The sequence below is a fragment of the Pseudomonas hydrolytica genome (genome assembly GCF_021495345.1).
In the GTDB taxonomy this organism is placed as follows: Bacteria; Pseudomonadota; Gammaproteobacteria; order Pseudomonadales; family Pseudomonadaceae; genus Aquipseudomonas; species Aquipseudomonas hydrolytica.
Window position 1 is genome coordinate 5,195,187 of sequence record NZ_CP099397.1, and the last position, 25,391, is coordinate 5,220,577.

Below are 25,391 nucleotides of genomic sequence, written 5' to 3' on the forward strand. Positions count from 1 at the left end.
GCGCTCAGAGCAGCAGGCAGGGGTCTTCCTGCAGACGCGGCCCGACGAAGCACAGGCGGCCCTGCTCGTCGAGCACGGCCGGCTGCCCGGGGAAGTAGGGATTGTCCAGGCCCGCCAGTGCCTCCAGCTTCGCCGCCTCCAGCGGGCCGGGCGGCAGCGCGCCGACCAGCAGCAACAGCCGTCGCCGGGCCTCAAGATCCTGCAGGCGCGCGGCATAGAGGCGCAGATCCGGCCCGCCGATGCTCAGCAGGATATCGCCGACACGGTTGCGCCAGCCGATGCTCGGCTTCATCGGCGCCGCGTGCGGCAGCGCCTCGACGAAGGCGTCCGGCTCCAGCTGCGACAACTCGGCCACCCGCAGATAGGGCGGCAAGGCGGCGTTGATGGTCATCTGCGGCTTGAACCACAACCGGAGTTGCAGGCGCTCGCCCCAGTCTGCCTGCGGATCGTCGCGCAGCCCGGCGAACATCTGCGCCACACCGGCGAACTCGTGCTGCAGGGGTTGCAGCAACGAGCGCTCGGCCAGCTCGACGGGCGCGCTCTCGCCGACCGCCGGCAGCAGGCCGTGGCGGTAGAGCAGCGCCTGCCACTGCAGGTTGCGCTCCACCAGGCGCGCCAGGCTGATCTTCACGATCAGGTTGTCGGCACGCCGCAGGTGCTGGCGCAGCCCGCGCAGTTCGGTTGCCAGCAGCTGCCCCGCCGCCTGGCCGTCGCCCTGCTGCGCGACGTGCAGAACGTGCAGATCGAACAGCTGCTGCCCCTTGAGCAGATAGGCAAGCGGCAGCGTCGGCGCGCTGATGTCCGCCCCGTGCAGGGTGCGGTAATCGTCCAGTGCGAGAAACTGCTCATAGCGCTGACGCAGCAGGCCATGGGCATCATCGAATGCCTGCAACTGCCCGGCGGCGGCGAGCACGCGGGCGAAGCAGCCCGGCGTCTCGATCGGGCAGAGCAGGTCCCCCTCCGGCAGGGGCAGCACGTCCCTGGTTGCCGGCGGCGGCTGGTCCGCGGCCCGCTGCGTCAGCCAGTCCTGATAGGCGGCCAGACGCAACGCTCCCAGCTGCTGCGGCGCCTGCTCGGCAGGCGCATCCAGCCCGGCCAGGTACAGGTAGGCGGCGCTTTGCCGGGCCCCGCCCTGCACCTGCGTTAGCCAGTTGCGCACTTCGGCTGTCGGCGCCTCGTCGCGCAGCCAGGCACCGGCAGCGGCCAGGAGCGCCAGCCCGAGAAAGGCGCCCGCCAGCCACACGCTGCGCCGCAGCTTCAAGGCCGCACCTGCGTGGCGACCTTGAGGTAGCGGCCCGCCACGCTGATGCCCATGCCGCCATAGTCCTGACAGCCATCGCCAAACACCTCGAGCACGCGCAGCTCGATGCCTTCACGCAGCAGCTGCACCGCACAATCGGCGCCCAGGCCGGCATCCTCCAGCGTCATCTGTATGCCGTCGCCGACCAGCTTGCCCTCCAGCTCGCCGATGGCCGCCGGGCCGTACTCCTCGACCCGCGCGCCCGCCCGCAGGGGCGAGAAGCTGGCCCGATAGCCACCGCCAGGCTGGGCACTGATCTGCAGTTCGCTCCACACCGCCTGGCCGCCATAGCGCAGGTAGCGCCCGACCGGGCTGGCGCCCAGTGCCGGATAATCCAGCGCGGCCGCCACCTTGCCCAGGTGCAGGCGGGTCGACGGGCCGCTGAGGTGGTTGTCCAGCGCCACGCCCAGCCAGGCGCGCGCCATGCCAGGGTCCCCAGCACGCAGATGGGTGAGGATCAGGTTGTTCAGGGCCAGCTCCAGTTGTGCCGTATCCCCCTCCTCGACACGTCGTACCTGACGTTCGAACGCCTCGATGGCCTGCGCATAACGGCCGGCCTGATAGGCCGCGCTGCCAAGCTGATTGCACTGCGCCGCGCTGGTGCAGTCAGCGTCAGCCTGCGCCGTGGTCGCGACCAGAAGCAGCAGAGCGGAAAGTTTCGAGCGAATGGACATGGATGGCATCCTTGCAACAGGGAAGTGTTGATCTTACGCCGAGATTGCGGGCTTCTTGCATCGCAGGCCTACTCTTAGCCACCTCACTTGATTTTCGGAGCAGCGATGGAAGCCGGAACCGCGCAACTGACGATGACCGTACTGATGACACCGGACATGGCCAATTTCTCCGGCAATGTCCACGGCGGCACCCTGCTCAAATACCTCGACGAGGTCGCCTACGCCTGCGCCAGCCGCTATGCCGGGCGCTACGTGGTGACCCTGTCGGTGGACCAGGTGATCTTCCGCGAGCCGGTGCACGTCGGCGAGATGGTCACCTTCCTGGCCTCGGTGAACTACTGCGGGCGCACCTCGATGGAGGTCGGCATCAAGGTGATCACCGAGAACATCCGCGAACGCTCGGTGCGCCACACCAACAGCTGCTTCTTCACCATGGTGGCGATGGACGAACACGGCCGCCCGGCGCCGGTACCGGAACTGCACCCGGACACTCCCGATGGCCTGCGCCGTCAGCGCCAGGCCGAGCAGCGCCGGCAGATCCGCGCCGAGCTGCAGCAGCGCTATCAGGCCCTGAGCGAGGAGAAGGCCTGAGGGGCGCAGGGCGGATACGACCCGCCGGCATATCTGCCGGCGTGCACCCGCACTACCTGAAGCCGGGAGCGCCCGCTCAGTCGTGACCGATGTAGAACAGCAGCTCGCGGCGCTGCGGATGATCCTTGAGCCAGGCGCGGACTTCGTCGGCGCGGGCGATGGCATCTGCGCCGGCGATACGGGTGAAGCGCTCGCGACGCGCCTCTTCGCTGGCCTGCTGGCGCACCTGACGCTGCCAGGCGTCGGTGAAGATCGCCGGCACCTTGTGGCTCAGCTCCAGCGCCTTGAGCAGTTGCCATTCGCCGTTGTCCAGCCAGGCCTCGTCACAGCTGCCGCAGAGGTCGAGGCGATTGGCGCGGGTACCGCTGATCTGGTACTTGCTCATCAGCTTGGCGCACTTGGGGCAGCTCAGGGCGTGACGGGTGTCGTCGGCCTGCTCTTCGGCGGCGAACTCGCCGCTGACGTCCGTCGCCGGCTGACGCTCGACCCAGTCACGGTAGTGCAGCAGGCCGACCAGGGTGCCGGCGCACTGGCTGCAGCCGTAGCCATGCAGGCCGGCGTCGAGTTGGGTGGGTTGCAAACGTGGGGTACGGCAGGCGGGGCACTGCATGGTGACGTCCTTTTCCAGTGAAGTGCGCGCACGCTAGTGCAGAGTGGCGTCAACGGCAAGACCTGGTGCTGAGAACTGCCTGGCAGATAGGCTAAGCTCTGTCTCCCCGCGTCGGAGTCACCATGATCAACCTGTTCGATGTCTTCCTGCTGATGCTCTTCGCTGCCGTCTGCGCCTGGCTGTGGCGCGGTCACGGCATTCGCGAACGCGCCCTGACACTGGCCAAGCAGCACTGCGCCCGGCTCGATGTGGAGCTGCTCGATGGCGCCGTCGCCCTGCGCCGCCTGGCCATCGAGCGCGATGCCCGCGGCCACCGGCGCCTGGCGCGCCTCTACGATTTCGAATTCACCGTTACCGGCGAGCAGCGCCTGCGCGGGCAGATCAGCATGTTCGGCCAACAGCTGGGGCGTATCCAGCTGGAGCCCCACCCGGTGCTGGAGCCACAGCCCGAGCCGGTTTCGGTACAGAGCCGCGACAAGGTGATCCGCCTGGAAGACTGGCGACGCAAGGCCGACTGAGGCCTCAGCGCGGCTCCTCATCGAGCAGCGCCAGCACCTGCCGCCATTCGGCGCGGCAACCATAGGTCATCGGCCGGCGCAGCAGCCGGCAGACGAGACGATGCCAGCCGCCACGCAGCTGGTTGCGCCGACAGCCCTCGAGCAGCCAGTCGCGATCGAAGGCGCTCCACACCCCGGCCGTGCTCCAGTGATTGAGCCAGACCAGCGGCGCCACCTCTTAGTGGAAGATGCGCTCCAGTTCGGCGCGGCCCAGGCCGCTGTTGCGCAGCACCGCGGCGATACTGCGCAGCCAGGGCTCGTCCAGCTCGATGTCCAGCCACAGATCGGCCAGCGCCAGCCAGACCTCCTCCCGGCCTGCCTGCATCGCCTAGCTCCGCTGCAGCAGAAAATCGGCCGCCTGCGCCGCGCTGTCGGCCGGCCGCTCCTGCATGAAGCAATGCCCGCCGGGCACCACCTGGCTGCGCACATGGGCGTTGCTCGCACACCAGCGCGCCACCGACCTGGCGACGAAGGGATAAGTGTGCACGCCGTGAATCACTTCGGTCGGGGTGCTCACCTTGGCCAGCGACGGCCACAGGCGACGCGGGTAGGACCCGAAGATCTCGGCCTCGCGGCTCGGCCGGCACTTGAGCTCGACGCCGCCCTCCACGTCCTTCAAGGCGTGTTCGATGTAGGCGGCGAAGGCCGCCTCGTCCCAGCCACGGAACATGCCGCGGCCGTGCAGCGCAGCGTGGGCGGCGGCACGATCGGGCCACTGCCGGCGGCGCTTGCGCGCCTTGCTCGCCAGGGTGTTGCGCTGGGCCAGGCCGACCACGTCGGACAACGCCATGACGCCGATCATCGCCGGGCTGAACAGCACCGGATCGAGCAGCACGGCGCGCCGGAACAGCTCGGGATGGCGAGCCAGGATCAGGCTGGTCAGTACGCCGCCGAAGCTGTGCCCGAGGGCGAAGCGCGGCACCTCGCCGAACGGCGCGCGCAACGCCTCGAAGGCCTCCACCGCCAGCTCGGCGCTGCGGTTCCAGCCGTGGAAACGACCACCGTGATCGCTGTCGCCATGGCCCTGCACGTCGCACAGCCAGAGGTCGAAGTCCTCGGCCAGCAGCGCCAGCATCGGCGTGTAGACCCGCCCGCAGTAGCCATTGCCGTGCAGAAAATGCAGCAGCGGCTTGCCCGAGGGCGGGCTGTGCCAGCCGCGCAGGGTGAAGCCGGCAGAGCAGGAGTGGGACCAGGGAAGCAGTTGCATGAAGGACCAGCCGCAGCCAATGACGGCGGCCAGTGTAGCGACGTGACGACGCCGCGTCAGGCCGGTACGGGCGGCGAATGTTCGGCGATAAAGGCCTGCAGCAGCTGGTTGAGGCGCTGCGGCTGGTCCAGCGGGGTGGCGTGGCCGGAGTCTTCGATCACCTCCAGACGGGCGTTGCGCAGCTGGCCGACATAGGCGCGCTTGTAGGCCAACGGCGTGTAGTCGCGGTCACCAGCTACTACCAGCAGCGGGATATCCGCCCGCGCTGCCCGCGGCAGCGCGCTCCAACCGGGAATGGCACGCATCGCGTGCAGGTAGGAGGTGCGGTCATTGCCGGCGATGCGCTCGATCAGTTGCTCGCGCAACGCCTGCTGCTCGGCCTTGGGAAACAGCTTGCCGGCCAGCAGCCGCGCCAGCGTCGGCAGACCCAGTGCGCGTACCAGTACCAGGCGCAGCCAGACCTGGGCGCGGATCTTCCAGCTATCGAGGGGAAAGCTCGGCGCGCTGTTGACCACCGCCGCGGCGCGCAGCAGCTCGGGGTGATCGGCGAGCAGCTGAAAGGTGAGCATGCCGCCCATGGAAATGCCCACCAGCACGCACGGCTCGATATCCAGGGCGCGGATGAAGTCGGCCACATCCCCCGCCAGCTCGGCCATGCTCACCGGTGCGCGCAATGGCGCGCTCTGGCCATGGCCGCGCAGATCCAGGGCGTAGACCCGAAAGTGCCGGGCCAGATGCTCGATCTGTGGCTGCCAGTCGAGCGACGAGGAGCCCAGCCCGTGCAGCAGCAGAACCGCAGGGCCCTGGCCGCGGCAAACATAGGCGATACGGCCAGAGGGTAAATGCAGATAGTCCATCACGGGTCGACTCCTTACATTAACGACAAACAATAAAGTGCCCTGACTCGCAATAAACGAATCAATCCACAGGGCGTTAATCCATCAACTTTCCAGACAACTTTCTAATTATCGAGTGGTTATTTGCCTTGACTTGCCAAACCCCCTAGAATCGGCCCGTGCCGGTTCGAGAATTGATCATGTACAGCATCGCCAGCCCTACCCAGGCACGCAGCAAAAAGGCTCTGGAACGCTTCCTCAACGTCGCCGCCGAGCTGCTCGCCAACGACAGCTTCGAAGACACCGGCATTTCCCAGATCGCCCAACTGGCCGAATCCTCGGTGGGCACCTTCTATCGCCTGCTGGGCGACAAGGACGTGCTGCTGTACGCCGTGCACGAACGCTTCATCGAGCAGAGCGGCAGCGCCATCGATGCCCTCGCCGATCAGCTGGCACATGCCGAAACACCTTTGCAGGCGCGCGTCACGGCCTTTATCCAGGGCCTGGTACGCCAGTTCGAAGGCAGCGAGGGCCTGCTCCGCGCACTGATCCGGCGCAGCTCGGCAGATCTGCATTTCCGCCAGCGCTTCCATCAGCTCAATGCCCATATCGGTCAGACCTTCTGCCGCATCGCCCTGGCCAACCCGGCCGAACTCGGCCACCCACAACCGGCCCGGGCGGCCGATCTCTGCGCCCATATGCTGCTGGCCGGGATGAACTACTTCACCATGGTCGGCAGCCTCGGCACGACGCCCAGAGAAGTTGTGCCAGAGGAACTTTCTCGGCTTATCTGCAATTATCTGAAAGTTGCCGATAATTAACGCACGCTGTCCCTTCTAAGTTGTGCCGGTGTGAAATCGGTGGGTTTCAGGGCAATATCGAACTGATCCGCCGGTTCTTCGTTGGATAGAATACCGATGACATAACGGCCACCGATCAGGTCGTATATCGCGTCGCCCTTGGTCCATACCAGCGGCTGGTCGTAATAGTTGATGGTGTAGGACTCACCGAGACGCCAGAGGTTGTCGCGGTTGTCATAGTGATCGACCAGCAGGATCTGGTAGCTGTCCTCGTCGAAATAGAAGTCGCGCTGCTTGTACTGGTGGCGTTGGCCGGCCTTCAGCGTGGCGCGCACATGCCAGACGCGGTGCAGCTCGTAACGCAGCAGCTCGGGATTGACGTGGCCGCGCTGGACGATGTCGCTGTACTTGTTGCTCCGGGCGGCGAGGCGGTAGCTGTTGTAGGGCACGATCATTTCCCGCTTGCCCATCAGTTGCCAGTCGTACTTGTCCGGCGCACCGGAGAACATGTCGAAGTTGTCGGTGGTGCGCATGCCCTCGGAGGCGGTGCCGGGGGAGTCGTAGGCCACGTTCGGCGTACGTCGCACGCGGCGCTGGCCGGCGGCGTAGAGCCAGGCCAGACGCGGCTCCTTGACCTGGTTGACGGTCTCGTGAACCAGCAGCTCAGTGCCGGCCAGGCGCGCCGGCGCCAGCACCGACTGGCGGAAGTAGAACAGCACGTTGCCGTTGTTCTTGCTGTGGTCGCCGGCGTCCTGGTTGAACAGGAACAGATCCGCGATGCGGGTCATGAAGTAATCGCCGCTGGCATGCGGCACGGCCTGGGCGTAGTAGCGCTTGACGCTCTCGCCGCGGTAGCGCACCAGGTGGTTCCACAGCACTTCCAGGCCCGATTGGGGAATGGGAAAGGGCGTGGCCAGCTGGAAGTCGGCAATGCCATTGCCGTTCTCGATCAGCTTGGCCGTCGTGGCGTTGGCCTTGACCGCGGCGTATACCTTGTCCGGGTAGGACGCCGAGCGCCGCGTCGGGTAGACCTTGAGCTTCCAGCTGTCATGGTAGCGCTGCAGCATGGCCAGTTGGCCGGGGCTGAGCTGCTCGCGGTACTGCTGGGCATTGGCGTGGGTCACGGTGAACAGCGGCTGATCGGCGGCGAAGGGGTCCCTGTAGCCGAGTGCCGGATCGAAAGCGCCGCTGTCCTGGGCCAGGCCGCCGTCCCAGGCGGGAATGCTGCCGCTGGCGTTGCCGGCACGCTCGGCGCCCATCGGGGTGAGGTCCTGGCCGAGCCGCGCGGCCTGCTCGGCGCCGACCTGGGCCTGGGCCAACGAACTGGTCAGCAGGGCCGCCAGCAGAAATCCTGATCGAATCATGCGTTGCATCCCCTTCAAAAGCTGTACTTGACGTTGAAGCTGAGGAAATCCCGGTCGGTGCGCTTGTTCGACAAGCCGCCACCGCTGTAGCCGACGTAACGGGCGCCTACGGTGAGGGATTCCTTGTAGATGGCGTCGAGGCCCAGCGACCAGCTCTGTGCCTCCTCGTCGAGGCCGTTGGTAAGCTGGGGAGCCACGCCGTTGATGCTGTACTGGTAGCTGGCGCTGGGTGCCAGGGTGACCAGGTTGAACACGTTGCTGTAGGTCAGCTGCAGGCTGGCCTGGGCGCCGTAGGCGCTGCTGGTGGCCTCGTAGTAATCGACGTCCGACTCCAGCCCCTGCACCCGGCTGGCCACCACCTCGCCGAACAGGGTGGCGGAGTTGGCGCCGAGCAGCCCGGTGAAGTTGTAGATGGCTGACAGCGAGGCCTGAACCATGTCCTTCTCGCGGTAGCCGTCCAGCCGCGTGCCAACCGGCAGGCCGTCGGGGTTGAGCAGGGCGTTCGGCAGGTATTCGCCCAGGCCCAGGGCGATCGGCGTGTTCGGCCGGTAGCTCAGCTCGCCGGCCAGCGACAGGCCGTTGAAGATGCTGTCGCCGCCGATCGAGGTGTTGAAGCTGACCCCGAACAGGTCGCGCTTCTCCAGGTACTCGGCGTAGTAGCGCGAGCTGCTGGCATCGGGCAACGGGCCGACCACCGGCAGCACGATCGGCTGGCCGACGGTCAGGCCGATCATCGGCACCTGCATGTTGTAACGCAGGTAGTAGAAGCCCAGCTCGGTGTCGTTCAGCTGCGGCACGAACCAGCGCAGGGCCACGCCGTACTGCGGCGAGTCATCGCCGTCGATGTCCTGGGCGCGCGGCATGAAGGTGGTGGGCACGTAGGCATTCAGCAGGGTGCTGATCAGCCCGGGCGGCAGGCCGGCGAGCCAGGCCCGCGCGGCGGCCGGGCTGTCGAATGCCTGCGAGCTGCCGGCGAGGGCAGTGGCCTGCTCCTGCAGCGGCGCCACCGACAGGTAGTTGCAGCCCTCACCGAGGACGTCGAGTGTGGAGTAGTAGGTGCCGCAGGGGTCGATGCGCGAGGCTTCCCAGGCCTTGCCCGGCTGCCAGTAGCCTTCGATGCTGAGGTTGTCACGCAGCTCGAAGGAGGCATAGGCCATGAAGGTCGGCATATAGGCTTCCTTGATCTCCGAACCCGGGGCGCGCAGCGCGTTGATGTCCACCGGGTTGGTCGCGCCGATGCCGTTCTGGTAGAACAGCCCTTCGCCCCAGTTGATCACCTGCCGTCCGAGACGGGCATTCAGTGCGCGCTCGCCGACTGTCCAGCTGCCGTAGACGAAGGCATCGAGCAGGTCCACGCTGGAGCCGGCCTCGTCCAGGCCGGCGTTGCTGATCTGGCGGTGGCGGCGCTCGTCGTCCTCGAGCTCGAAGTCGTAGAAGGCGCGACCGCGAACGAACAGGCCGTATTGCTCCTGGTAACGCAGGTCCAGTTCGGAAACCGCCTTGGCGACCTCGGAGAACAACTCGCCCTTCTTGAAGTTGAGGTTGCCGTCGTCGGAGTTGATCAGCGCCGTGTTGTCGCCCTTGCCGCCGTTGGCGCGGGCAATCAGCTTGCTGTCCTGGCCCTCCATGCGATAGCTGACGCCGTAGGACAGTGTGGTGTCCAACGATACGTCCCAGTCGCCATGACGGGTTTGAAACCCCTGCGCCGCGCCGAACGGCAACGCCCCGAGCAAAGCCAGGCCGGCTGCCGCCAGGCCCCTTCCTTGATGTGCCACGATGACCTCCAGCTGTTGTTTTTATCGGAATCGGAACATCGGTTCCGAATAAGCTAGTACTGCAGTCTCATCCTGGCAAGCCCCCAGTTCGATTTTTTCTCCTCAGCGCGGCGCTCAAGTCCGCCCTATCCGGCTACAGGCCAGGATTGGCGGGACCTGCGACACTTGACGGAATCGGAATTCCTGTTTCTATTTGATGCGCGATACCCATAAAAACAACGGAGAATTCCGCCATGTCCCTTTTTCGCACCGCCTGTCTCTGCCTGCTGTTGCTGTCCTTGTCCACTCTCGAGGCCCAGGCCGCCTCGCGCTGCACTGAACGCGCCAAGAGCCTGCTGCTACCGGCCAAGGTCAGCTGCAGCTACCAGTCCACCTGGATCGACTCCGGCCTGGTCGGTCAGCGCAAGGTGATCTACCAGACCCCGCTGGGTACGCCACCGGCCGCCGGCTGGCCGGTGGTACTGATCTATCAGGGCTCGTTCTTCCCGCTCAACGACTTCACCTACTACGGCAACATGCCGTTCGGCGGCTTCTACGAAGGCAAGCTGATCCAGCGCCTGCTCGACAACGGCTTCGCGGTGGTCGCCCCGAGCGCCCCGGCCGATCTGTTCTGGCAGACCAATATCCCGGGCCTGGCGCAGAACTACGAACTGAGCACCGACTACGACTTTCTCGGGAATGTGTTGAACGCTATCGCCGCCGGACACTTCGGGCCGCTCGACGCTGGCCGCCAGTACGCCACCGGCATCTCCAGCGGCGGCTACAACAGCAGCCGCATGGCGGTGTCCTTCCCCGGCCGGTTCAAGGCACTGGCGATCCAGTCCGGCTCCTACGCGACCTGCTCCGGGCCACTGTGCAGCGTGCCGGCACTGCCGGCCGACCATCCTCCGACCCTGTTCGTGCACGGCTTCGTCGACCTCACCGTACCCTGGTGGAGCATGGACCTGTATTACGACCGCCTGCTCTACCAGGGCATCCCGACGGCACGCCATACCGAAGCGCTGGGCGGTCACGAGTGGTTCGCCAGCTCGCCGGGCAAGATCCTCGCCTGGTTCCAGGGTTATCCCTGACCGGAGAATGGGTGGCCGGCCGCGCGGGCCTATGACGCGCGGCAGGCCGCCAGGCCGGCGCGCAGGGCCTCGGCGTTCTGCGCGGCATCGAAGATCAGCTCCAGGCGCGAGTCCTTGCGCCATTCGCTGGCGCGCCATGGCTCGAGGGTCTGGCCATGCAGGGCATTGAGCGAGCGCCAGCCGTCTGCGCCGTGCAGCACCGCCTTGGCCCGGCGCCAATCCAGGCCGGCCAGCCAGCGCTGCACCTGCGCCAGGTCGAAACACTGGCTCGGATGCCAGCGCCAACCGATGCTCCAGCCTTCGGCCTGATCCTGGATCAGGCAGATGGGTTCGTCCGGCGTGCGCCACAGCTGTGGCAGGGGCGCTGCGGCCGCGGGAAGATCGGCCGCTTCGGCTTCAGCTGCGCGCGCGCCGAAACCTGGCAGCGCAGCCAGGTCGAGGCGGCCCTGGCTGGTCCAGTGCAACGGCAGCGGCGGCAATGCTGCGGCGATGCGAGCACGATCCTCTGCGCTCAGATGCTCGCTCTTGTTCAGCAGCAGCAGACCGGCCTCGCCCAGCGCCTGATGCTGCACCTGCGGCAGCGCCTGACCGGCCGCCAGGGCGGCGGCATCCAGCACCAGCAGCGCCGGCTGCACGGCCAGCACGCCACGCCAGGGCGGCTGGCGCAGTTGCGCCAGCAGCTGCGCGGGGTGGCCCAGACCGGACGGTTCGATCAGCAGGCGGTCCGGTCGCGCCTGACGCAGCAGGCGGCCGAGACCGACCTGAAACGGCGCGCCATTGACGCAGCACACACAGCCGCCAGCCACCTCGGCCAGGGCAATACCGTCCTCGCCGCGCTCCAGCAGCGCGGCATCCAGGCCGATCTGGCCGAACTCGTTGATCAGTACCGCCCAGCGTTCGGCCGCCGGCTTCTGCGCCAACAGGTGGCGGATCAAGCTGGTCTTGCCCGCGCCCAGAGGGCCGGCAATCAGGTGGGTGGGGATTTGGCTGAGCATGGGCCTATGGTCGATGGTTTGCGCTGCAAGTGCCAGCACAGACTATGCCGCGACAGCGTGCTAGATTCGCCGGCAGTTTTTCTGGAGCCGATACGATGCGTGCGTGGTTTTTGCTGTTCTCTCTGTTACCCGGCCTGGCGCTGGCCGAGGCCTGCGTGGTGCACAGCCAGGGCGAGCGCCTGGACGTGCAGATCTGCCAGGAGAATCGCAACATCCCCGATACGCTGTTTCGCGAGGGCTTCTGCCAGCCGCAGCTGCAGGGCCAGACGGTGGAAGTCGAGTTCGTCGAGCAGTGCCCGAAAGGCGCCTATGGTGTGTGCCAGGGCGCACGCGCCGGCAGCGGCCTGTATCTGCAGGATATCCACTACTACGGCGTGGCCAGCGACGCGCTGTACCTGGAGCCGGCCTGCAAGACGCAGTATCAGGGCCAGTGGATCAAACCCTGACATCAAAGCGTCACCCAAAAAGCGCCTAATGACTGCGGGTACCTCACGTAACCCTCATGTCGAGTCACGCGTCGACATGATCTCTTGGTGCTTAAGGCTGGGGCAGTCGCTCCGGCCTATTTTTTTGATTTCCGCGTTGGGTCCGCCAAATACCGCGGTATACGCGGTGCGCACGGCGCACCCCACGGCAGCCGACAGTTTCGTTCAGGCCAGCCAATCCAGGGTCAGCAGCAAACGCCGCTGGCCGGCCGGCGGCTGCGGTGAACGGTGGATCAGTCCGCGGCCTTCGTTACCCTGCCACTTCTCGCCCTTGGCCAGGGCGACATGGCCGGCGTCCAAACGTTGGATCAACGCCTCGTCCGTAGGCTCTGCCTCCGGCTGACCGAGCCTGTTGCGCGGCATCGCGCCCTCTTCCAGCCACTCGCTGCCGACCCCGGCATAGCTGGTGATCAGCCGCAGCGGCACATGGTCGACGTGAAAGCGCGGGCACATGGCCTTGTCCAGCGCGCGCAGGCGCAGACCGATGCGCTCGGCATCGAGCAGGCAGGCGTAGGCGCGCACCAGCCAGGCCACGTCGGCGAGAAAGGCGGCCTGGCCCGGCAGGTCGGCATACTGCGCGACCAGGCCGGTCAGGTTCGGCTCGCTGTCGGCACGCGGCAGCTCCAGGGTCATGGAGTGCGCCAGGGGCTCGCCCTGGGCCAGCAGCGCGTCGGCGAAGTCGGCGATCTGCGCCGGCAGGCGGCGCTGCCAGACGGCCAGGTTGACGCCGTCACGCAGCACCTCGCCAAGCACCTGAATATCCTCGCCCAGCACCTGCCGGGAGAGCTTCGGCAACTGCAGGGCGAACATCAGGCTGCCTCCTGCTGCCAGGCGCCGAACGGGTCGGGCAGCAGACTCCACGCCTCCGGGCCGCCGGCCATTTCCTCATCGGTGAGCAGGCAGGCATCCAGCTCGTCGCTCAGGCGGGCAAAGTCGATGTTCTGGCCGATGAACACCAGTTCCTGGCGGCAGTCACCGACCTCGGCACTCCAGTGCTTCATGATCGCCTGCAGACCTTCCTCGTCCTGCGGCCAGTGCTGCTTGGCCACGAAACGCCACCAGCGCCCGGCCAGACCGTGGCGCATCAGGCCGCCGGCCTGCGACCAGCTGCCGGCTTCCTGATACTTGCTGGCCAGCCAGAAGAACCCCTTGGAGCGCAGCAGGCGTCCATTGGTCCACTCACGGGCGATGAAGTCGTAGAAACGCTGTGGATGGAACGGGCGGCGCGCGCGGTAGGCGCTGGAGGCGATGCCGTATTCCTCGGTTTCCGGCACGTGCTCGCCGCGCAGCTCCTTGAGCCAGCCCGGCGCCTGCGAGGCGCGGTCGAAGTCGAAGCGGCCGGTGTCGAGGATCTGGTCCAGGGCGATCTGGCCCATGCTCATGGCCTGGATGTCGGCGTGGGTGTTGAGGCCACGGAGGATGGCCATCAGCTCTTCGCGCTCGGCCTGGCTGATCAGGTCGATCTTGCTGATGAGGATGACGTCGGCGAACTCCACCTGTTCGATCAGCAGATCGGTGATCGAGCGCTCGTCCTCCTCGCCCAGGGTTTCGCCACGGCTGGCCAGGCTGTCGGCGGCGTGGAAGTCGCGCAGGAAGTTCACCCCGTCGACCACCGTGACCATGGTGTCCAGCCGCGCCAGGTCGGACAGGCTGCGCCCCTGCTCGTCGCGGAAGGTGAAGGTCTCGGCCACCGGCAGCGGCTCGCTGATGCCGGTGGACTCGATCAGCAGGTAGTCGAAGCGGCCGTCGCGGGCCAGGCGGCTGACCTCCTCGAGCAAGTCCTCGCGCAGGGTGCAGCAGATGCAGCCGTTGCTCATCTCCACAAGCTTCTCTTCGGCGCGGTTGAGGCTGACGTCCTGCTGGACGGTGGCGCCGTCGATATTGATTTCGCTCATGTCGTTGACGATCACCGCGACCTTGCGGCCTTCGCGGTTCTTCAGCACGTGGTTGAGCAGGGTGCTCTTGCCGGCACCGAGAAAGCCGGACAGCACGGTAACGGGTAGACGCTGATTCATGGGGGTGTTCCTCGTTCAGTCACGGTCACGCTGATGTTTTTCGCGCTGCTCCTGACGCTCCTTGGCTTCGATGCACAGGGTCGCGGTGGGACGCAGCAGCAGGCGTTTCAGGCCGATGGGTTCGCCGGTCTCGGCGCACCAGCCGTATTCGCCACGCGCCAGGCGTTCGAGCGCCTGGTCGATCTTGTCCAGCAGCTTCTTCTCCCGCTCCAGCAGGCGCAGCTGCCACTGACGCTGCTCCTCGGCGGCGCCGATGTCGGCAACGTCGCTGCTGATCTCAGGCTGGCGCAGCTCGGTGAATTCGTCGTCGATGCGCGCCTGCAACTCGGCACGCTGAGCCAGCAGCAATTCGCGGAAGAACCGCTGCTGGGCATCGTTCATGTAGTCGTCGGCTGGCTGGGCCAGCAGTTCGGCTTCGGTAGGCACGGTCAGGGTCATGGCAAATCGGCTGGCTTGTTTCAATTGTTATAACATAACATTTATTTCTGACAGCAACCCACGGATTTGCGATGAACGAACAGCTTCTGCCGGATATTGCCGCCCAAGCCACCCACCACGACCTGCCGTTGCACTGGGTCGGCATGGCCGGCATCGCCCTGCCCATCCAGCTGGCGGGCCAGGCGCTGAATGCCAGCGTGGACATCGGTGTCAGCCTCGATGATGCCGGTGCGCGCGGCATCCACATGTCGCGCCTGTACTTGGCTCTGCAGGGCCTGGCGGGCAAACCGCTGACCCTGGCTGCGCTGCAGCATCTGCTGGACGACTGCCTGAGCAGCCACCACGAGCTGTCCGACAGCGCCTCGCTGACGGTGCGCGGCGCGCTGCCGCTGCAGCGCCCGGCACTGGTCAGCCAGCTGAGCGGCTGGAAGCACTACCCCTTCGAGATTCACGCCCGCCAGGATGGCCGCGGCCTGCACATGGAACTGCAGGTCGAACTGGACTACTCCTCGACCTGCCCCTGCTCGGCAGCCCTGGCCCGCCAGCTGATCCAGCAGCGCTTCGCCGAAAGTTTCGCGCAGCAGCCACTGAACTACCTGGATGTGCTCGACTGGCTCGGCTCGACCCAGGGCATAGTCGCCACGCCGCACAGCCAGCGCAGCACGGCCACGCTGCAACTGCGCCTGGCTGCCGACTGCATCGACCTGCCCCTGCTGGCGCTGCTCGAGGCCGCCGAACGCGCGCTCGGCACGCCGGTGCAAACCGCGGTGAAGCGCGCTGACGAGCAGGCCTTCGCCCTGGCCAACGGGCAGAACCTGATGTTCTGCGAAGACGCCGCCCGCCGCCTGCACCGGGCACTGCGCCAGCTGCCACAGGCCAGCGCCTTCCGCGTGCGGGTGGTGCACGCGGAAAGCCTGCACGCCCACGACGCGGTGGCGGAAAGCCGCTGGAACTGGAGCTGAGCCATGAGCGCCAGTGCTCTCTGGTTGCAGCTGGAATCGGCAGACGCCGACCACTCCGTGGCGCTCGGCCCAGCTCTGGAGGCCATTGCCTGGAACGAGGCCGGACTGATCCCGGTGATTGCCCAGCGTTACGACAGCGGCGAGGTGCTGATGCTGGCCTGGATGAATCGCAGCGCGCTGGAAGAAACCCTGCACAGCGGCCAGGTCTGCTACTGGTCACGCTCGCGCCAGCAGCTGTGGCGCAAGGGCGAGACCAGCGGGCACCGCCAGCGCCTGCTCAGCGCCCATCTCGATTGCGATGGCGACGCTCTGTTGCTCAGGGTCGAGCAGCAGGGCCCGGCGTGCCACACCGGGCGGCCCAGCTGTTTCTACAACGAGCTGGACGAAGAGCGCCTGCGCGTGGCCGTGAGCCGACCGACATGAGACGCCTGGCCATCACCCTGGTGCGCCTCTACCAGTACCTGATCAGCCCCCTGCTCGGGCCACGCTGCCGCTTTCACCCGAGCTGCTCGCACTACGCCATCGAGGCACTGGAAAAACATGGCCTGCTGCGCGGCCTGTGGCTGAGCCTGCGCCGCCTGCTGCGCTGTCATCCCTGGCATCCGGGCGGCTACGACCCGGTGCCACCCGCCCCTCACCGCTCCCAGGAACATCGCCATGACTGACCTGCTGATTCGCAATGCCCGCCTGGTTAACGAAGGCCGGGAGTTCGAGGCCGATATCCGGGTGCACAATGGCCGTATCGAAAAGATCGCCAGCAGCATCGACGGCCTCAACGCCAGCCTGGAGATCGACGCCGCCGGCCAATACCTGCTGCCCGGGATGATCGACGACCAGGTGCACTTCCGCGACCCCGGCGCGCCACACAAGGGCAGCTTCGCCAGCGAGTCGCGGGCGGCAGTGGCTGGCGGCATCACCAGCGTGATGGACATGCCCAACACCAACCCGCCGACCCTGACCCTGGAAGCGCTAGTGGCCAAAGAGCAACGCGCCGCCGCTTGCTCGCGGGTCAACTACGGCTTTCACTTCGGCGTCAGCCACGACAACCTCGACACCGTCGCCGCACTCGACCCCAGCCGCGTTGCAGCGGTGAAGGTGTTCATGGGCGCCAGCACCGGCAATATGCTGGTCGACGACCTGGCGGCGCTGGAGCGGCTGTTCCGCGATTGCCCGACGGTGCTGCTGACACATTGCGAGCACACCCCGCGCATCCGCGAGCGTGAGGCGCAGTGGCGGGCGCGCTTCGGCGACGATATTCCCGCCAGCGAGCACCCTGCGATCCGCGACGCCGAGGCCTGTTACCAGTCCTCCAGTCTGGCGGTGAGCCTGGCGCAGCGTTATGGCACACGCCTGCACGTGCTGCATCTGACCACCGCGCGCGAACTGAGCCTGTTCCAGCGAGGCCCGCTGGCCGGTAAACAAATCACCGCCGAGGTCTGCGCCCATCACCTGTACTTCGATGACCGCGACTACGCCGCGCTCGGCCACCTGATCAAATGCAACCCGGCGATCAAGAGCCAGGCCGACCGCCACGCCCTGCGTCAGGCCCTGCTGTGCGGACGGCTGGACATCATCGGCACCGACCACGCGCCGCATACCCTGGAAGAAAAGCAGCGTCCCTATCTGCAAGCCCCATCCGGCCTGCCGCTGGTGCAGCACGCCCTGCCATCGTTGCTGGAGCTGGTGGCCGACGACCTGTTGCCACTGCCCCTGCTGGTGGAAAAGACCAGCCACGCCGTGGCCGAGCGCTTCGCCATCGAGCAGCGCGGCTACCTGCGCGAAGGCTACTGGGCCGACCTGACCCTGGTCGAACGCCTGACCGAACCACGCCCGGTGGCAGCCGACCCGATCCTCGCCCACTGCAGCTGGACGCCGTTCCAGGGCCGCGCCTTCCGCCACGCAGTACGCAGCACTATCGTCTCCGGCCAACTGGCCTGGCACGCCGGCCAGGTGCAGGACGATTGCCAAGGCTTGCCGCTGCGCTACCGATGCGAATAACAACCGTAGCGACGCAGATACCGGGTTATCCGGGCACCGCGCGCCCCACAGACTTCATCCTCAACCGCCCCTGATCCGAGAACCCCTATGCCCAATATCACCCTGCCCGACGGCAGTCAGCGTCACTATGCCCGGCCTCCGAGCGTGGCCGAGGTGGCCGCCGACATCGGCCCCGGCCTGGCCAAGGCCGCCCTGGCCGGCCGCCTGGATGGCCGCCTGGTGGACACCAGCGCGCTGATCGAAAACGACGCCCAGCTCAGCCTGATCACCGCCCGCGATCCGGAGGGTCTGGAACTGCTGCGCCACTCCTGCGCGCACCTGCTGGCCATGGCGGTCAAGCAGCTGTACCCGAGCGCCCAGGTGACCATTGGCCCGGTGATCGAAGACGGCTTCTATTACGACTTTGCCTTCGAGCGCCCCTTCACCCCCGACGACCTCGAACGCATCGAGGCGCGCATGCGCGAGCTGGCCGCTGCCGATCTGCCGGTCAACCGCCGCGAGTTACCGCGCGACGCCGCCATCGCCCATTTCGCGGCGCAGGGCGAGCACTACAAGGCCGAGCTGATCCGCGACATTGCCGAGGGCGAAGTGCTGTCGCTCTATCGCCAGGGTGACTTCGAAGACCTCTGCCGCGGCCCGCACATTCCGCGCACCGGCCATCTGCAGGCCTTCAAGCTGACCAAGGTGGCCGGTGCCTACTGGCGTGGCGATGCCAAGAACGCCGCGCTGCAGCGCATCTACGGCACCTGCTGGGCCACGCCGAAGGAACTCAAGGCCCATCTCACCCGCCTGGAGGAAGCGGGCAAACGCGATCACCGCAAGCTCGGCGCCCAGCTCGACCTGTTCCACTTCGACGACTGCGCCCCCGGCTCGGTGTTCTGGCACCCCAAGGGCTGGACGCTGTTCCAGCAGCTGATCGGCTACATGCGCCAGCAGCAGGACGCCGCCGGCTACGTCGAGGTCAACACCCCGGACGTGATGGACCGCAGCCTGTGGGAAACCTCCGGGCACTGGTTCAACTACCGCGACGCCATGTTCACCACTACCACTGAGGACGAACGCGTGTTTGCCCTCAAGCCGATGAACTGCCCCGGCGCCGTGGCGTTGTATGCCCGTGGCCTGAAAAGCTACCGCGACCTGCCGCTGCGCATGGCCGAGTTCGGCAAGGTGCACCGCTACGAACCCTCCGGTGCACTGCACGGCCTGCTGCGCGTGCGCCACTTCACCCAGGACGACGCGCATATCTTCTGCACCGCCGCACAGATGGAGCAGGAATGCGCCGACACCATCGCCCTGGTGTTCGCCATCTACCGCGACTTCGGCTTCAACGAGGTGGCGGTGAAACTCTCCACCCGCCCGGCCAACCGCATCGGCAGCGACGCCACCTGGGACCAGCTCGAAGGCGCACTGTCCGGCGCGCTGCAACGGATGAACATCGACTATCAGCTCAACCCGGGCGAAGGCGCCTTCTACGGGCCCAAGCTGGAGTTCGTCCTGCGTGACGCCATCGGCCGCGACTGGCAGTGCGGCACCTTGCAGGTTGACCTCAACCTGCCGGAGCGCTTCGATATCAGCTACGTCAACGAACAGGGCGAGCGCGAGCGCCCGGTGATGCTGCACCGCGCCCTGTTCGGCTCGCTGGAGCGCTTCACCGGCATCCTCATCGAGCACTACAGCGGCCTGTTCCCGCTGTGGCTCGCGCCGCAGCAGGCCGCCGTGCTGACCATCAGCGAAGGGCAAAACGACTACGCCCGCCAGGTGCTGGCCCGCCTCAAGCGCGCCGGCCTGCGTGCCACTGTCGACCTGCGCAACGAGAAGATCGGCTACAAGATCCGCGAAGCCACGCTGCAGAAGGTGCCCTACCTGCTGGTGATCGGCGAGCAGGAAAAAGCCGAAGGCCGCGTCACCCTGCGCAGCCGCGCCGGCGACAATCTCGGCAGTCTGCTCCTGGATGAACTGGTCGCACGCCTTAGCCTGGAAGCCCGCATGCCCGGCCTCGACGACACCTGAGCCAGGACGCTGCCGCCTGCGCAGTGGCCCCTGGGTTGCCCTTGCGCAGGCTGATGTACGGCCACCGGCGTTCGACAGCCCATTGCCTCGCCGCGACATGCGGGGGGACATGCCTCGGGCATGCCCGTATCCTGTAGTGCCAGCCAGTCAGCGAGGCCCACATGCAGATCGAGCTGATCGAGATCCGCGACCACCTGAATCGCTTCGCCCCCTTCGACACGCTGCCGGAGCAGACTCTCGACGAGATCGCCCGTCAGGTGCAAGTGGGCTACTTCAAGGCAGGTAGCGAAATCCTCGCCGTCGGTGCGCCGATCCACGAGTTGCACTACGTGCGCAGCGGCGCGGTGGAGATCCATCGGCGTGGCGGCGAGCTGCACAACCGCCTGGCCGAGGGCGACATCTTCGGCCAGGCCGGCCTGCTGCGCGGCAACAAGGTGCGCCTGGGCGCCACGGCGCTGGAAGACTGCCTGATCTACTTCATCCCCGGCGCGCTGTTCCACCAGCTCTGCGAGCAGTTCGACAACTTCGCCGACTTCGTCGAGGCCGAAGGTCAGTCGCGGCTGAAATCCGCCCTGGAAGACAGCCACGGCAAGGCCAGCGAGCTGATGAAGATCAAGGTACGCAAGCTGATCTCGCGCGGCGCGGTGAGCGTGCCGCTGGATACGCCGATCCAGCAGGTGGCACAGGTGATGACCGAACACGGCGTGTCCTCGGTGATCGTCGTCGACCCCGGCACGCGCTGGCCCGACCCGCAGCAGGTGGACGTGGCCGAGCAGCAGAATCAGGTGATGGCCGGCATCCTCACCGACCGCGACCTGCGTACCCGCGTGGTCGCCGCCGGCCTGCCCAGCAGCACCCCGGTGAGCCAGGTAATGACGCCCAACCCCGTCACCCTGCAGGCCGACGACTCGGTGTTCGAGGCCATGCTGTGCATGCTGCGCAACAACATCCACCATCTGCCGATCCTCCATCGGCGGCGCCCGGTGGGGGTGGTGGCGCTGGCCGACATCGTCCGCTACGAGTCGCGCAGCAGCCTGTATCTGGTCAACGGCATCTTCAACAAGACGTCGGTGGAAGGGCTCAAGAGCCTGCTGCCGGACCTGCGCGCCACCTTCGTGCGCATGGTCGCCGACGACGCCAGCGCACACATGGTCGGCAGCGCCATGAGCGGTATCGGCCGCGCCTTCAGCCAGCGCCTGCTGGAGCTGGCCGAACAGAAACTCGGCCCGCCGCCGGTGCCCTACTGCTTCATGGTCGCCGGCTCCATGGCCCGCGACGAACAGTTGCTGCTCACCGACCAGGACAACGCCCTGGTGCTCGACGACCGCTTCGATGCCGACGAGCACGACGCCTACTTCGCCGAACTGGCGCAGTTCGTCAGCGACGGCCTGGCCGCCTGCGGTTACAGCTACTGCAAGGGCGGCATCATGGCCACCAACCCCAGGTGGCGGCAGCCGCTGAAGGTGTGGCGGCAGTACTTCAGCGAGTGGATCGAGCGGCCCAACCCGGAAACCCTGCTCAACGCCAGCATCTTCTTCGACCTCGACGGCCTCTACGGCGAAACCGAGCTGGTGGAGAACCTCAAGGACCTGCTGGCACAGAAGGCCAGCGCCAGCCCCGCCTTCCTCGCCGCGCTGGCGCGCAATGCCCTCAACCGCACGCCGCCGCTGGGCTTCTTCCGCACCTTCGTGATGGAAACCGACGGCCGCCAGAAGAACATCATCAATCTCAAGGGGCGCGGTACCGCGCCGCTTACCGACCTGATCCGCGTGCATGCCCTGGCCTGCGGCTCCAAGGCGCAGAATTCGCTGGATCGCCTCGACGCCATCGCCGCCACCAAGCTGCTGCCCAGGGAAGCGCTGGAGCACCTGCGCTATGCCTTCGAATTCCTCAGCCTGGTGCGCGTGCGCCACCAGGCCCGCGAAGTCGAGGCCGGCAACGCGCCGAGCAACTACATCGAGCCGGAACAGTTCAGCGCCAGCGAACGCCAGCACCTCAAGGAAGCCTTCCAGGTGATCAGCAACGCGCAGAAGTTCCTGCGCTTTCGCTACCCGGCCCAGCCGGCGAGCCGCCCGCAATGAGCGAGCACGCGGCCCAGGACTGGCCGCAACTCTTCGCCAGCCTCGCCGAAAGCAGCCGCGATCCACGCCTGCGCGCCTACTACGGCGCCGGCTGCGTCGCCGCCGATACGCCCCTGGCCGAGGTGCCGCTGGTGGCGCTGGACGTGGAAACCACCGGGCTCGACCCGCGTGAGCACGCCATCGTCAGCCTCGGCCTGGTGCCGCTCAACCTGCAACGCATCCGCTGCAGCGAGGCGCGCTACTGGGTGGTCAAACCCGCTGGCGAACTGAGCGCCGAATCGGTGACCTTCCACCACATCACCCACAGCGATATCCGCCACGCCCCGCGCCTGGCCAGCGTACTGGACGAACTGCTCGAAGCACTGGCCGGCAAGGTGGTGGTGGCGCACTACCGCCACATCGAACGCAGCTTCCTCGACCAGGCCCTGCGCCGGCACCTGGGCGAAGGACTGATCTTCCCCATCATCGATACCATGGAGCTGGAAGCCCGCCTGCATCCCAAACGCAGGGTCAACTGGTGGAATCGTCTGCGGGGCCGCCGCCCGCTCTCCATCCGCCTGGCCGACAGCCGCCTGCGCTACGGCCTGCCGCTATACTCGGCGCACCATGCGCTGACCGATGCCCTGGCCTGTGGCGAGCTGCTGCAGGCGCAAGTGGCGAAGCACTACCCAGCGCATACGCCGGTCGGGGCGCTCTGGAGCTGAGTCCCCGCCCACCCTGGAGGAGCGAATTTGCCATGCGCGGCTTGCTGTTGTTGCTGCTGTTCACCATCCCGCCTGTCATTGCCCTGTCACTGGAAGCTTCCAACACGGTGACCCTGATAGCGGCCGCTCCGTTGCTGGTGACGTCGTTCGTGCAGCGCATGGGCAGACCGCAGCAGCTGAGCCCCATGGCGATAGGCGTCATGGGTGTACTGGTGGTGGCCTGTGCCCTGGTGTTTCTGCTGCTGTGGTATGTGCTGGTGCCACGCAGCTAGTGGCCGCCATACGGGCGGCGGTGAACCCTCGCGCCCGCCGCAGTCACCGGCAGGGTGAATCCCAGGGTTTGGTGCAGCAACAAGCCGGCAAAGCCTTTTCTCCCGCTGCTGCTTCGCGAATCCATGCGCTCGGCTAACCCAGCACCCTGTCAGCCGTATACACCGCCTCGTCGAGAAACACGTTCACCGCCGGGTGATCGCGCTCGCCCTTGCGGTAGGCGAGGAACACGCCGCGCTGGATATCGGGTAGCAGCGGCACGGCGGTGACGCCAGGCAGCGGGCGCACCAGGCGCAGGCCGGAGACGATGGAGATGGAATTGCCCGAGGCGACCATGGCCGCGACCATCTCGAAGCCCGCGCAGTGGGCGTTGATGCGCGGCGCAAAGCCCGAGCGGCGGCACAGGTTGGTGATGAATTCGCCAAACGAGCTGCCGGTGGAATCCAGCGCCCAGGCTTCGTCGCGCAGGTCGCCGATGGTCAGGCTGTCGCGCCGGGCCAGGGCATGGTCGATGGGCAGCAGCACATGTAGCAGGTCCTGGGTCAGGGGAATCAGCGCGTAGTGCTCGCGGTTCTCGTCCGGGGTCACGGCCAGGTCGTCGATCACCGCCACGTCGATCTGCCAGGAGCCCAGGGCGCTGAGGCTTTCCTGCGGCTCAAGGTCCAGCACCACCACGTTCAGCCGCGGGTAGGCGCTGCGCAATGCGCGCACGGTTTCCGCGATCACCGCCACGGCAATCGACGGAAAGGCCGCCACGCGCAGTTCGCCGGCGATTTCCCCGCGCAACTGCGCCAGCTCGGAGCGCGCCTCGTCGAGCACCATGAGGATGCGCTCGGCATGCGCCACCAGGCGTTCACCGGCCGGCGTCAGTACCACACCGCGACCACGCCGTTCGATCAGCGCCATGTCGGCCTCGCGCTCGAGCTGGGCGACCTGCTGCGAGACGGCCGAGGGCGTCAGGTGCAACGACTCGGCGGCGGCCGCCATGGTGCGGCAGCGAGCCAGTTCGCGCAGGGTGCGCAGGCGGGTGATGTCCATGGCGCGATCTAAATAGTTAAGGGTCGCTAACGAATACATTAAAAATAAATCAGTATACATAATGATATGGCCGTTCTTAGATAGGGATATCCGCACGCGCGTAACCGGGCGCGTGTCCATTTAATCGACAAGAAGAACCTCGCCATGGCTATCAGCGTTTTCGACCTGTTCAAAGTCGGCATAGGCCCGTCCAGTTCCCACACCGTCGGCCCGATGCGCGCGGCCGCCCTGTTCACCCACGCTCTGGAGAACCACGGCCATATGCCGCAGGTGACCCGCGTCGCCGCCGAGCTGTATGGCTCGCTGGGCGCCACCGGCAAGGGCCACGGCAGTGACAAGGCGGTGCTGCTCGGCCTCAGCGGCCATGAGCCGGACACCGTGGACGTGGATCAGGTGCCGGCCTACATCGACACCATCCGTCGCGACAAGCGCATCGTCCTGGCCGGCAAGCATGCCGTGCGCTTCGACGAGAAGACCGATCTGAAGATGTTCCGCAAGGCGCTGCCGCTGCACGCCAACGGCCTGCGTTTCGCCGCCTTCGACGCCGCCGGGATTCAGGTACACGAAGCCACCTACTACTCGGTGGGCGGCGGCTTCGTGGTCAGCGAGGCGATTCTCGCCGACGGCTCCAAGCACAAGGTCATCGCCCCGGACGCCACGGCCCTGCCGCTGCCGTTTCGCAGCGGTGCCGACCTGCTGCGCCTGAGCCGCGAACACGGTATCGGCATCGCCGAAATCATGCGCCGCAACGAGCGTCACTGGCGCAGCGACGAAGAGACCGACGCCGGCCTGCTGGAAATCTGGAAGGTGATGCAGGCCTGCGTCGAGCGTGGCTGCCGCACCGAGGGCATCCTCCCGGGCGGTTTCAAGGTGCGTCGCCGCGCCGCGATCCTGGCACGCAAGCTGGGCGGCTTCCAGCGCAGCTACCTGGAGGATCCGCTGCGCATGCTCGACTGGGTCAACCTCTGGGCCCTGGCGGTGAACGAGGAGAATGCCGCCGGTGGCCGCGTGGTCACCGCGCCGACCAACGGCGCCGCCGGCATCATCCCGGCCGTGCTGCACTACTACGCCAACGCCATTTCCGGCGCCAGCGAGCGCGGCATCATCGACTTCCTGCTCACCGCCGGTGCCATCGGCATTCTGTACAAGGAAAACGCCTCGATCAGCGGCGCCGAAGTGGGCTGCCAGGGCGAGGTCGGCGTGGCCTGTTCGATGGCCGCTGGCGCGCTGTGCGCGGTACTCGGCGGCACCCCGGAGCAGGTCGAGAATGCCGCCGAGATCGGTATGGAGCATCACCTGGGCCTGACCTGCGACCCGGTCGGCGGTCTGGTGCAGATCCCCTGCATCGAACGCAACGCCATCGCCTCGGTGAAGGCCATCAACGCCGCGCGCATGGCGCTGTACGGTGACGGCGCGCACTACGTGAGCCTGGACAAGGTGATCAAGACCATGCGCGAGACCGGCGCCGACATGCTGACCAAGTACAAGGAAACCGCTCGCGGCGGCCTGGCGGTGAATATCATCGAGTGCTGATGCGCGCCCTGCCCGCCCAACGCCCCGGTTGATCCGGGGCGTTTTCGTTTTCGGCGCTCGCCCGTGCAGTGCGCTCAG

The 25,391-nt window shown here is 66.8% G+C and carries 26 protein-coding genes and 1 pseudogene; 14 read left to right on the forward strand and 13 right to left on the reverse strand.

Annotation, left to right across the window (positions count from 1 at the left end; translation table 11 throughout):
• Positions 1 to 4 precede the first annotated feature (4 nt).
• Together L1F06_RS24445 and L1F06_RS24450 are read right to left on the reverse strand one after the other, a co-directional pair.
• Entirely contained in the window at positions 5 to 1,261 is a 1,257-nt protein-coding gene (locus L1F06_RS24445) for a hypothetical protein (protein ID WP_129483698.1), read from the reverse strand.
• Positions 1,258 to 1,974, reverse strand: a complete 717-nt coding sequence (locus L1F06_RS24450; protein ID WP_129483699.1) for a tetratricopeptide repeat protein — start codon at positions 1,972 to 1,974, stop codon at positions 1,258 to 1,260. Before L1F06_RS24450 ends, L1F06_RS24445 begins: the two co-directional genes overlap by 4 nt.
• Before the next feature lie 105 nt (positions 1,975 to 2,079).
• Here L1F06_RS24450 and L1F06_RS24455 point away from each other — a divergent pair, with 105 nt between their 5' ends.
• Positions 2,080 to 2,565, forward strand: a complete 486-nt coding sequence (locus L1F06_RS24455; protein ID WP_003241237.1) for an acyl-CoA thioesterase — start codon at positions 2,080 to 2,082, stop codon at positions 2,563 to 2,565.
• Positions 2,566 to 2,641: 76 nt separating this feature from the next.
• Here L1F06_RS24455 and L1F06_RS24460 read toward each other — a convergent pair whose 3' ends face one another.
• Positions 2,642 to 3,175, reverse strand: coding sequence for a TFIIB-type zinc ribbon-containing protein (locus L1F06_RS24460; RefSeq protein ID WP_096825138.1), 534 nt, complete (start codon positions 3,173 to 3,175; stop codon positions 2,642 to 2,644).
• Between the two features lie 122 nt (positions 3,176 to 3,297).
• Here L1F06_RS24460 and L1F06_RS24465 point away from each other — a divergent pair, with 122 nt between their 5' ends.
• Positions 3,298 to 3,693, forward strand: a complete 396-nt coding sequence (locus tag L1F06_RS24465; protein WP_003241240.1) for a DUF3301 domain-containing protein — start codon at positions 3,298 to 3,300, stop codon at positions 3,691 to 3,693.
• Positions 3,694 to 3,697: 4 nt separating this feature from the next.
• Here L1F06_RS24465 and L1F06_RS25055 read toward each other — a convergent pair.
• The 3 genes and pseudogenes from L1F06_RS25055 to L1F06_RS24485 all read right to left on the reverse strand — a co-directional run bounded on the left by L1F06_RS25055 (position 3,698) and on the right by L1F06_RS24485 (position 5,796).
• A pseudogene (locus tag L1F06_RS25055) lies at positions 3,698 to 4,057 on the reverse strand (DUF7079 family protein).
• A gap of 3 nt (positions 4,058 to 4,060) precedes the next feature.
• The gene (locus L1F06_RS24480; RefSeq protein WP_129483700.1) at positions 4,061 to 4,939 is read right to left on the reverse strand and encodes an alpha/beta fold hydrolase; all 879 of its coding nucleotides are present in this window, start codon (positions 4,937 to 4,939) and stop codon (positions 4,061 to 4,063) included.
• 56 nt (positions 4,940 to 4,995) lie between these two features.
• On the reverse strand, positions 4,996 to 5,796 hold the full coding sequence (locus L1F06_RS24485; RefSeq protein ID WP_129483701.1) for an alpha/beta fold hydrolase: 801 nt from the start codon (positions 5,794 to 5,796) through the stop codon (positions 4,996 to 4,998).
• 179 nt (positions 5,797 to 5,975) lie between these two features.
• On the opposite strand from L1F06_RS24485, the gene L1F06_RS24490 reads away from it, so the two are divergent.
• On the forward strand, positions 5,976 to 6,596 hold the full coding sequence (locus L1F06_RS24490; protein ID WP_003241246.1) for a TetR/AcrR family transcriptional regulator: 621 nt from the start codon (positions 5,976 to 5,978) through the stop codon (positions 6,594 to 6,596).
• On the opposite strand, the gene L1F06_RS24495 is transcribed toward L1F06_RS24490, so the two are convergent.
• On the reverse strand, positions 6,593 to 7,939 hold the full coding sequence (locus tag L1F06_RS24495; protein WP_129483702.1) for a DUF1329 domain-containing protein: 1,347 nt from the start codon (positions 7,937 to 7,939) through the stop codon (positions 6,593 to 6,595). The genes L1F06_RS24490 and L1F06_RS24495 overlap by 4 nt on opposite strands.
• A 14-nt stretch (positions 7,940 to 7,953) precedes the next feature.
• Complete coding sequence (locus L1F06_RS24500) at positions 7,954 to 9,714, reverse strand: DUF1302 domain-containing protein (RefSeq protein ID WP_177491272.1); 1,761 nt, start codon at positions 9,712 to 9,714, stop codon at positions 7,954 to 7,956.
• A 233-nt stretch (positions 9,715 to 9,947) separates the two neighbouring features.
• Between L1F06_RS24500 and L1F06_RS24505 the strand changes: the two genes are divergently transcribed.
• On the forward strand, positions 9,948 to 10,784 hold the full coding sequence (locus tag L1F06_RS24505; protein ID WP_129483704.1) for an extracellular medium-chain-length polyhydroxyalkanoate depolymerase: 837 nt from the start codon (positions 9,948 to 9,950) through the stop codon (positions 10,782 to 10,784).
• 29 nt (positions 10,785 to 10,813) lie between these two features.
• Here the strand turns inward: L1F06_RS24505 and L1F06_RS24510 are convergent, their stop codons facing one another.
• Positions 10,814 to 11,779 carry a CobW family GTP-binding protein gene (locus L1F06_RS24510; RefSeq protein WP_129483705.1) on the reverse strand — a complete coding sequence of 322 codons (966 nt, stop codon included), beginning with the start codon at positions 11,777 to 11,779 and terminating at the stop codon, positions 10,814 to 10,816.
• 95 nt (positions 11,780 to 11,874) lie between these two features.
• Between L1F06_RS24510 and L1F06_RS24515 the strand changes: the two genes are divergently transcribed.
• A complete protein-coding gene (locus L1F06_RS24515; RefSeq protein ID WP_003241258.1) occupies positions 11,875 to 12,225 on the forward strand; it encodes a hypothetical protein in 351 nt (116 codons plus the stop codon).
• Between the two features lie 204 nt (positions 12,226 to 12,429).
• Here the strand turns inward: L1F06_RS24515 and L1F06_RS24520 are convergent, their stop codons facing one another.
• From L1F06_RS24520 to dksA, 3 genes are read right to left on the reverse strand one after another with little or no spacing between them, the layout of a single operon-like run.
• A complete protein-coding gene (locus L1F06_RS24520) occupies positions 12,430 to 13,074 on the reverse strand; it encodes a DUF1826 domain-containing protein (protein ID WP_129483706.1) in 645 nt (214 codons plus the stop codon).
• Complete coding sequence (zigA, locus tag L1F06_RS24525; protein ID WP_003241261.1) at positions 13,074 to 14,279, reverse strand: zinc metallochaperone GTPase ZigA; 1,206 nt, start codon at positions 14,277 to 14,279, stop codon at positions 13,074 to 13,076. Before zigA ends, L1F06_RS24520 begins: the two co-directional genes overlap by 1 nt.
• A 15-nt stretch (positions 14,280 to 14,294) precedes the next feature.
• Entirely contained in the window at positions 14,295 to 14,717 is a 423-nt protein-coding gene (gene dksA, locus L1F06_RS24530; RefSeq protein WP_012020266.1) for an RNA polymerase-binding protein DksA, read from the reverse strand.
• A gap of 71 nt (positions 14,718 to 14,788) precedes the next feature.
• Between dksA and folE2 the strand changes: the two genes are divergently transcribed.
• The 8 genes from folE2 (at position 14,789) to L1F06_RS24570 (ending at position 22,744) form a co-directional block, all read left to right on the forward strand.
• Positions 14,789 to 15,679: a GTP cyclohydrolase FolE2 gene (gene folE2 / locus L1F06_RS24535; protein ID WP_012020267.1), complete on the forward strand. Its 891-nt coding sequence runs from the start codon at positions 14,789 to 14,791 to the stop codon at positions 15,677 to 15,679.
• A gap of 3 nt (positions 15,680 to 15,682) precedes the next feature.
• Positions 15,683 to 16,102, forward strand: a complete 420-nt coding sequence (gene hisI / locus L1F06_RS24540; protein ID WP_129483707.1) for a phosphoribosyl-AMP cyclohydrolase — start codon at positions 15,683 to 15,685, stop codon at positions 16,100 to 16,102.
• Entirely contained in the window at positions 16,099 to 16,344 is a 246-nt protein-coding gene (gene yidD / locus L1F06_RS24545; protein ID WP_129483708.1) for a membrane protein insertion efficiency factor YidD, read from the forward strand. Before hisI ends, yidD begins: the two co-directional genes overlap by 4 nt.
• On the forward strand, positions 16,337 to 17,677 hold the full coding sequence (locus tag L1F06_RS24550) for a dihydroorotase (protein WP_129483709.1): 1,341 nt from the start codon (positions 16,337 to 16,339) through the stop codon (positions 17,675 to 17,677). The genes yidD and L1F06_RS24550 overlap by 8 nt, the downstream gene beginning before the upstream one ends.
• A gap of 87 nt (positions 17,678 to 17,764) precedes the next feature.
• Positions 17,765 to 19,687 carry a threonine--tRNA ligase gene (gene thrS, locus L1F06_RS24555; protein WP_129483710.1) on the forward strand — a complete coding sequence of 641 codons (1,923 nt, stop codon included), beginning with the start codon at positions 17,765 to 17,767 and terminating at the stop codon, positions 19,685 to 19,687.
• Between the two features lie 161 nt (positions 19,688 to 19,848).
• Positions 19,849 to 21,768 (forward strand): DUF294 nucleotidyltransferase-like domain-containing protein, encoded by a 1,920-nt coding sequence (locus L1F06_RS24560; protein ID WP_003241271.1) that lies wholly within the window; start codon positions 19,849 to 19,851, stop codon positions 21,766 to 21,768.
• A complete protein-coding gene (locus L1F06_RS24565) occupies positions 21,765 to 22,472 on the forward strand; it encodes a 3'-5' exonuclease (RefSeq protein ID WP_129483711.1) in 708 nt (235 codons plus the stop codon). Before L1F06_RS24560 ends, L1F06_RS24565 begins: the two co-directional genes overlap by 4 nt.
• A 32-nt stretch (positions 22,473 to 22,504) precedes the next feature.
• Complete coding sequence (locus L1F06_RS24570; protein WP_012020274.1) at positions 22,505 to 22,744, forward strand: hypothetical protein; 240 nt, start codon at positions 22,505 to 22,507, stop codon at positions 22,742 to 22,744.
• A 133-nt stretch (positions 22,745 to 22,877) separates the two neighbouring features.
• On the opposite strand, the gene L1F06_RS24575 is transcribed toward L1F06_RS24570, so the two are convergent.
• A complete protein-coding gene (locus L1F06_RS24575) occupies positions 22,878 to 23,780 on the reverse strand; it encodes a LysR family transcriptional regulator (protein ID WP_003241276.1) in 903 nt (300 codons plus the stop codon).
• 144 nt (positions 23,781 to 23,924) lie between these two features.
• Here L1F06_RS24575 and L1F06_RS24580 point away from each other — a divergent pair, with 144 nt between their 5' ends.
• The gene (locus L1F06_RS24580; protein ID WP_003241279.1) at positions 23,925 to 25,313 is read left to right on the forward strand and encodes an L-serine ammonia-lyase; all 1,389 of its coding nucleotides are present in this window, start codon (positions 23,925 to 23,927) and stop codon (positions 25,311 to 25,313) included.
• Positions 25,314 to 25,391 lie beyond the last annotated feature (78 nt).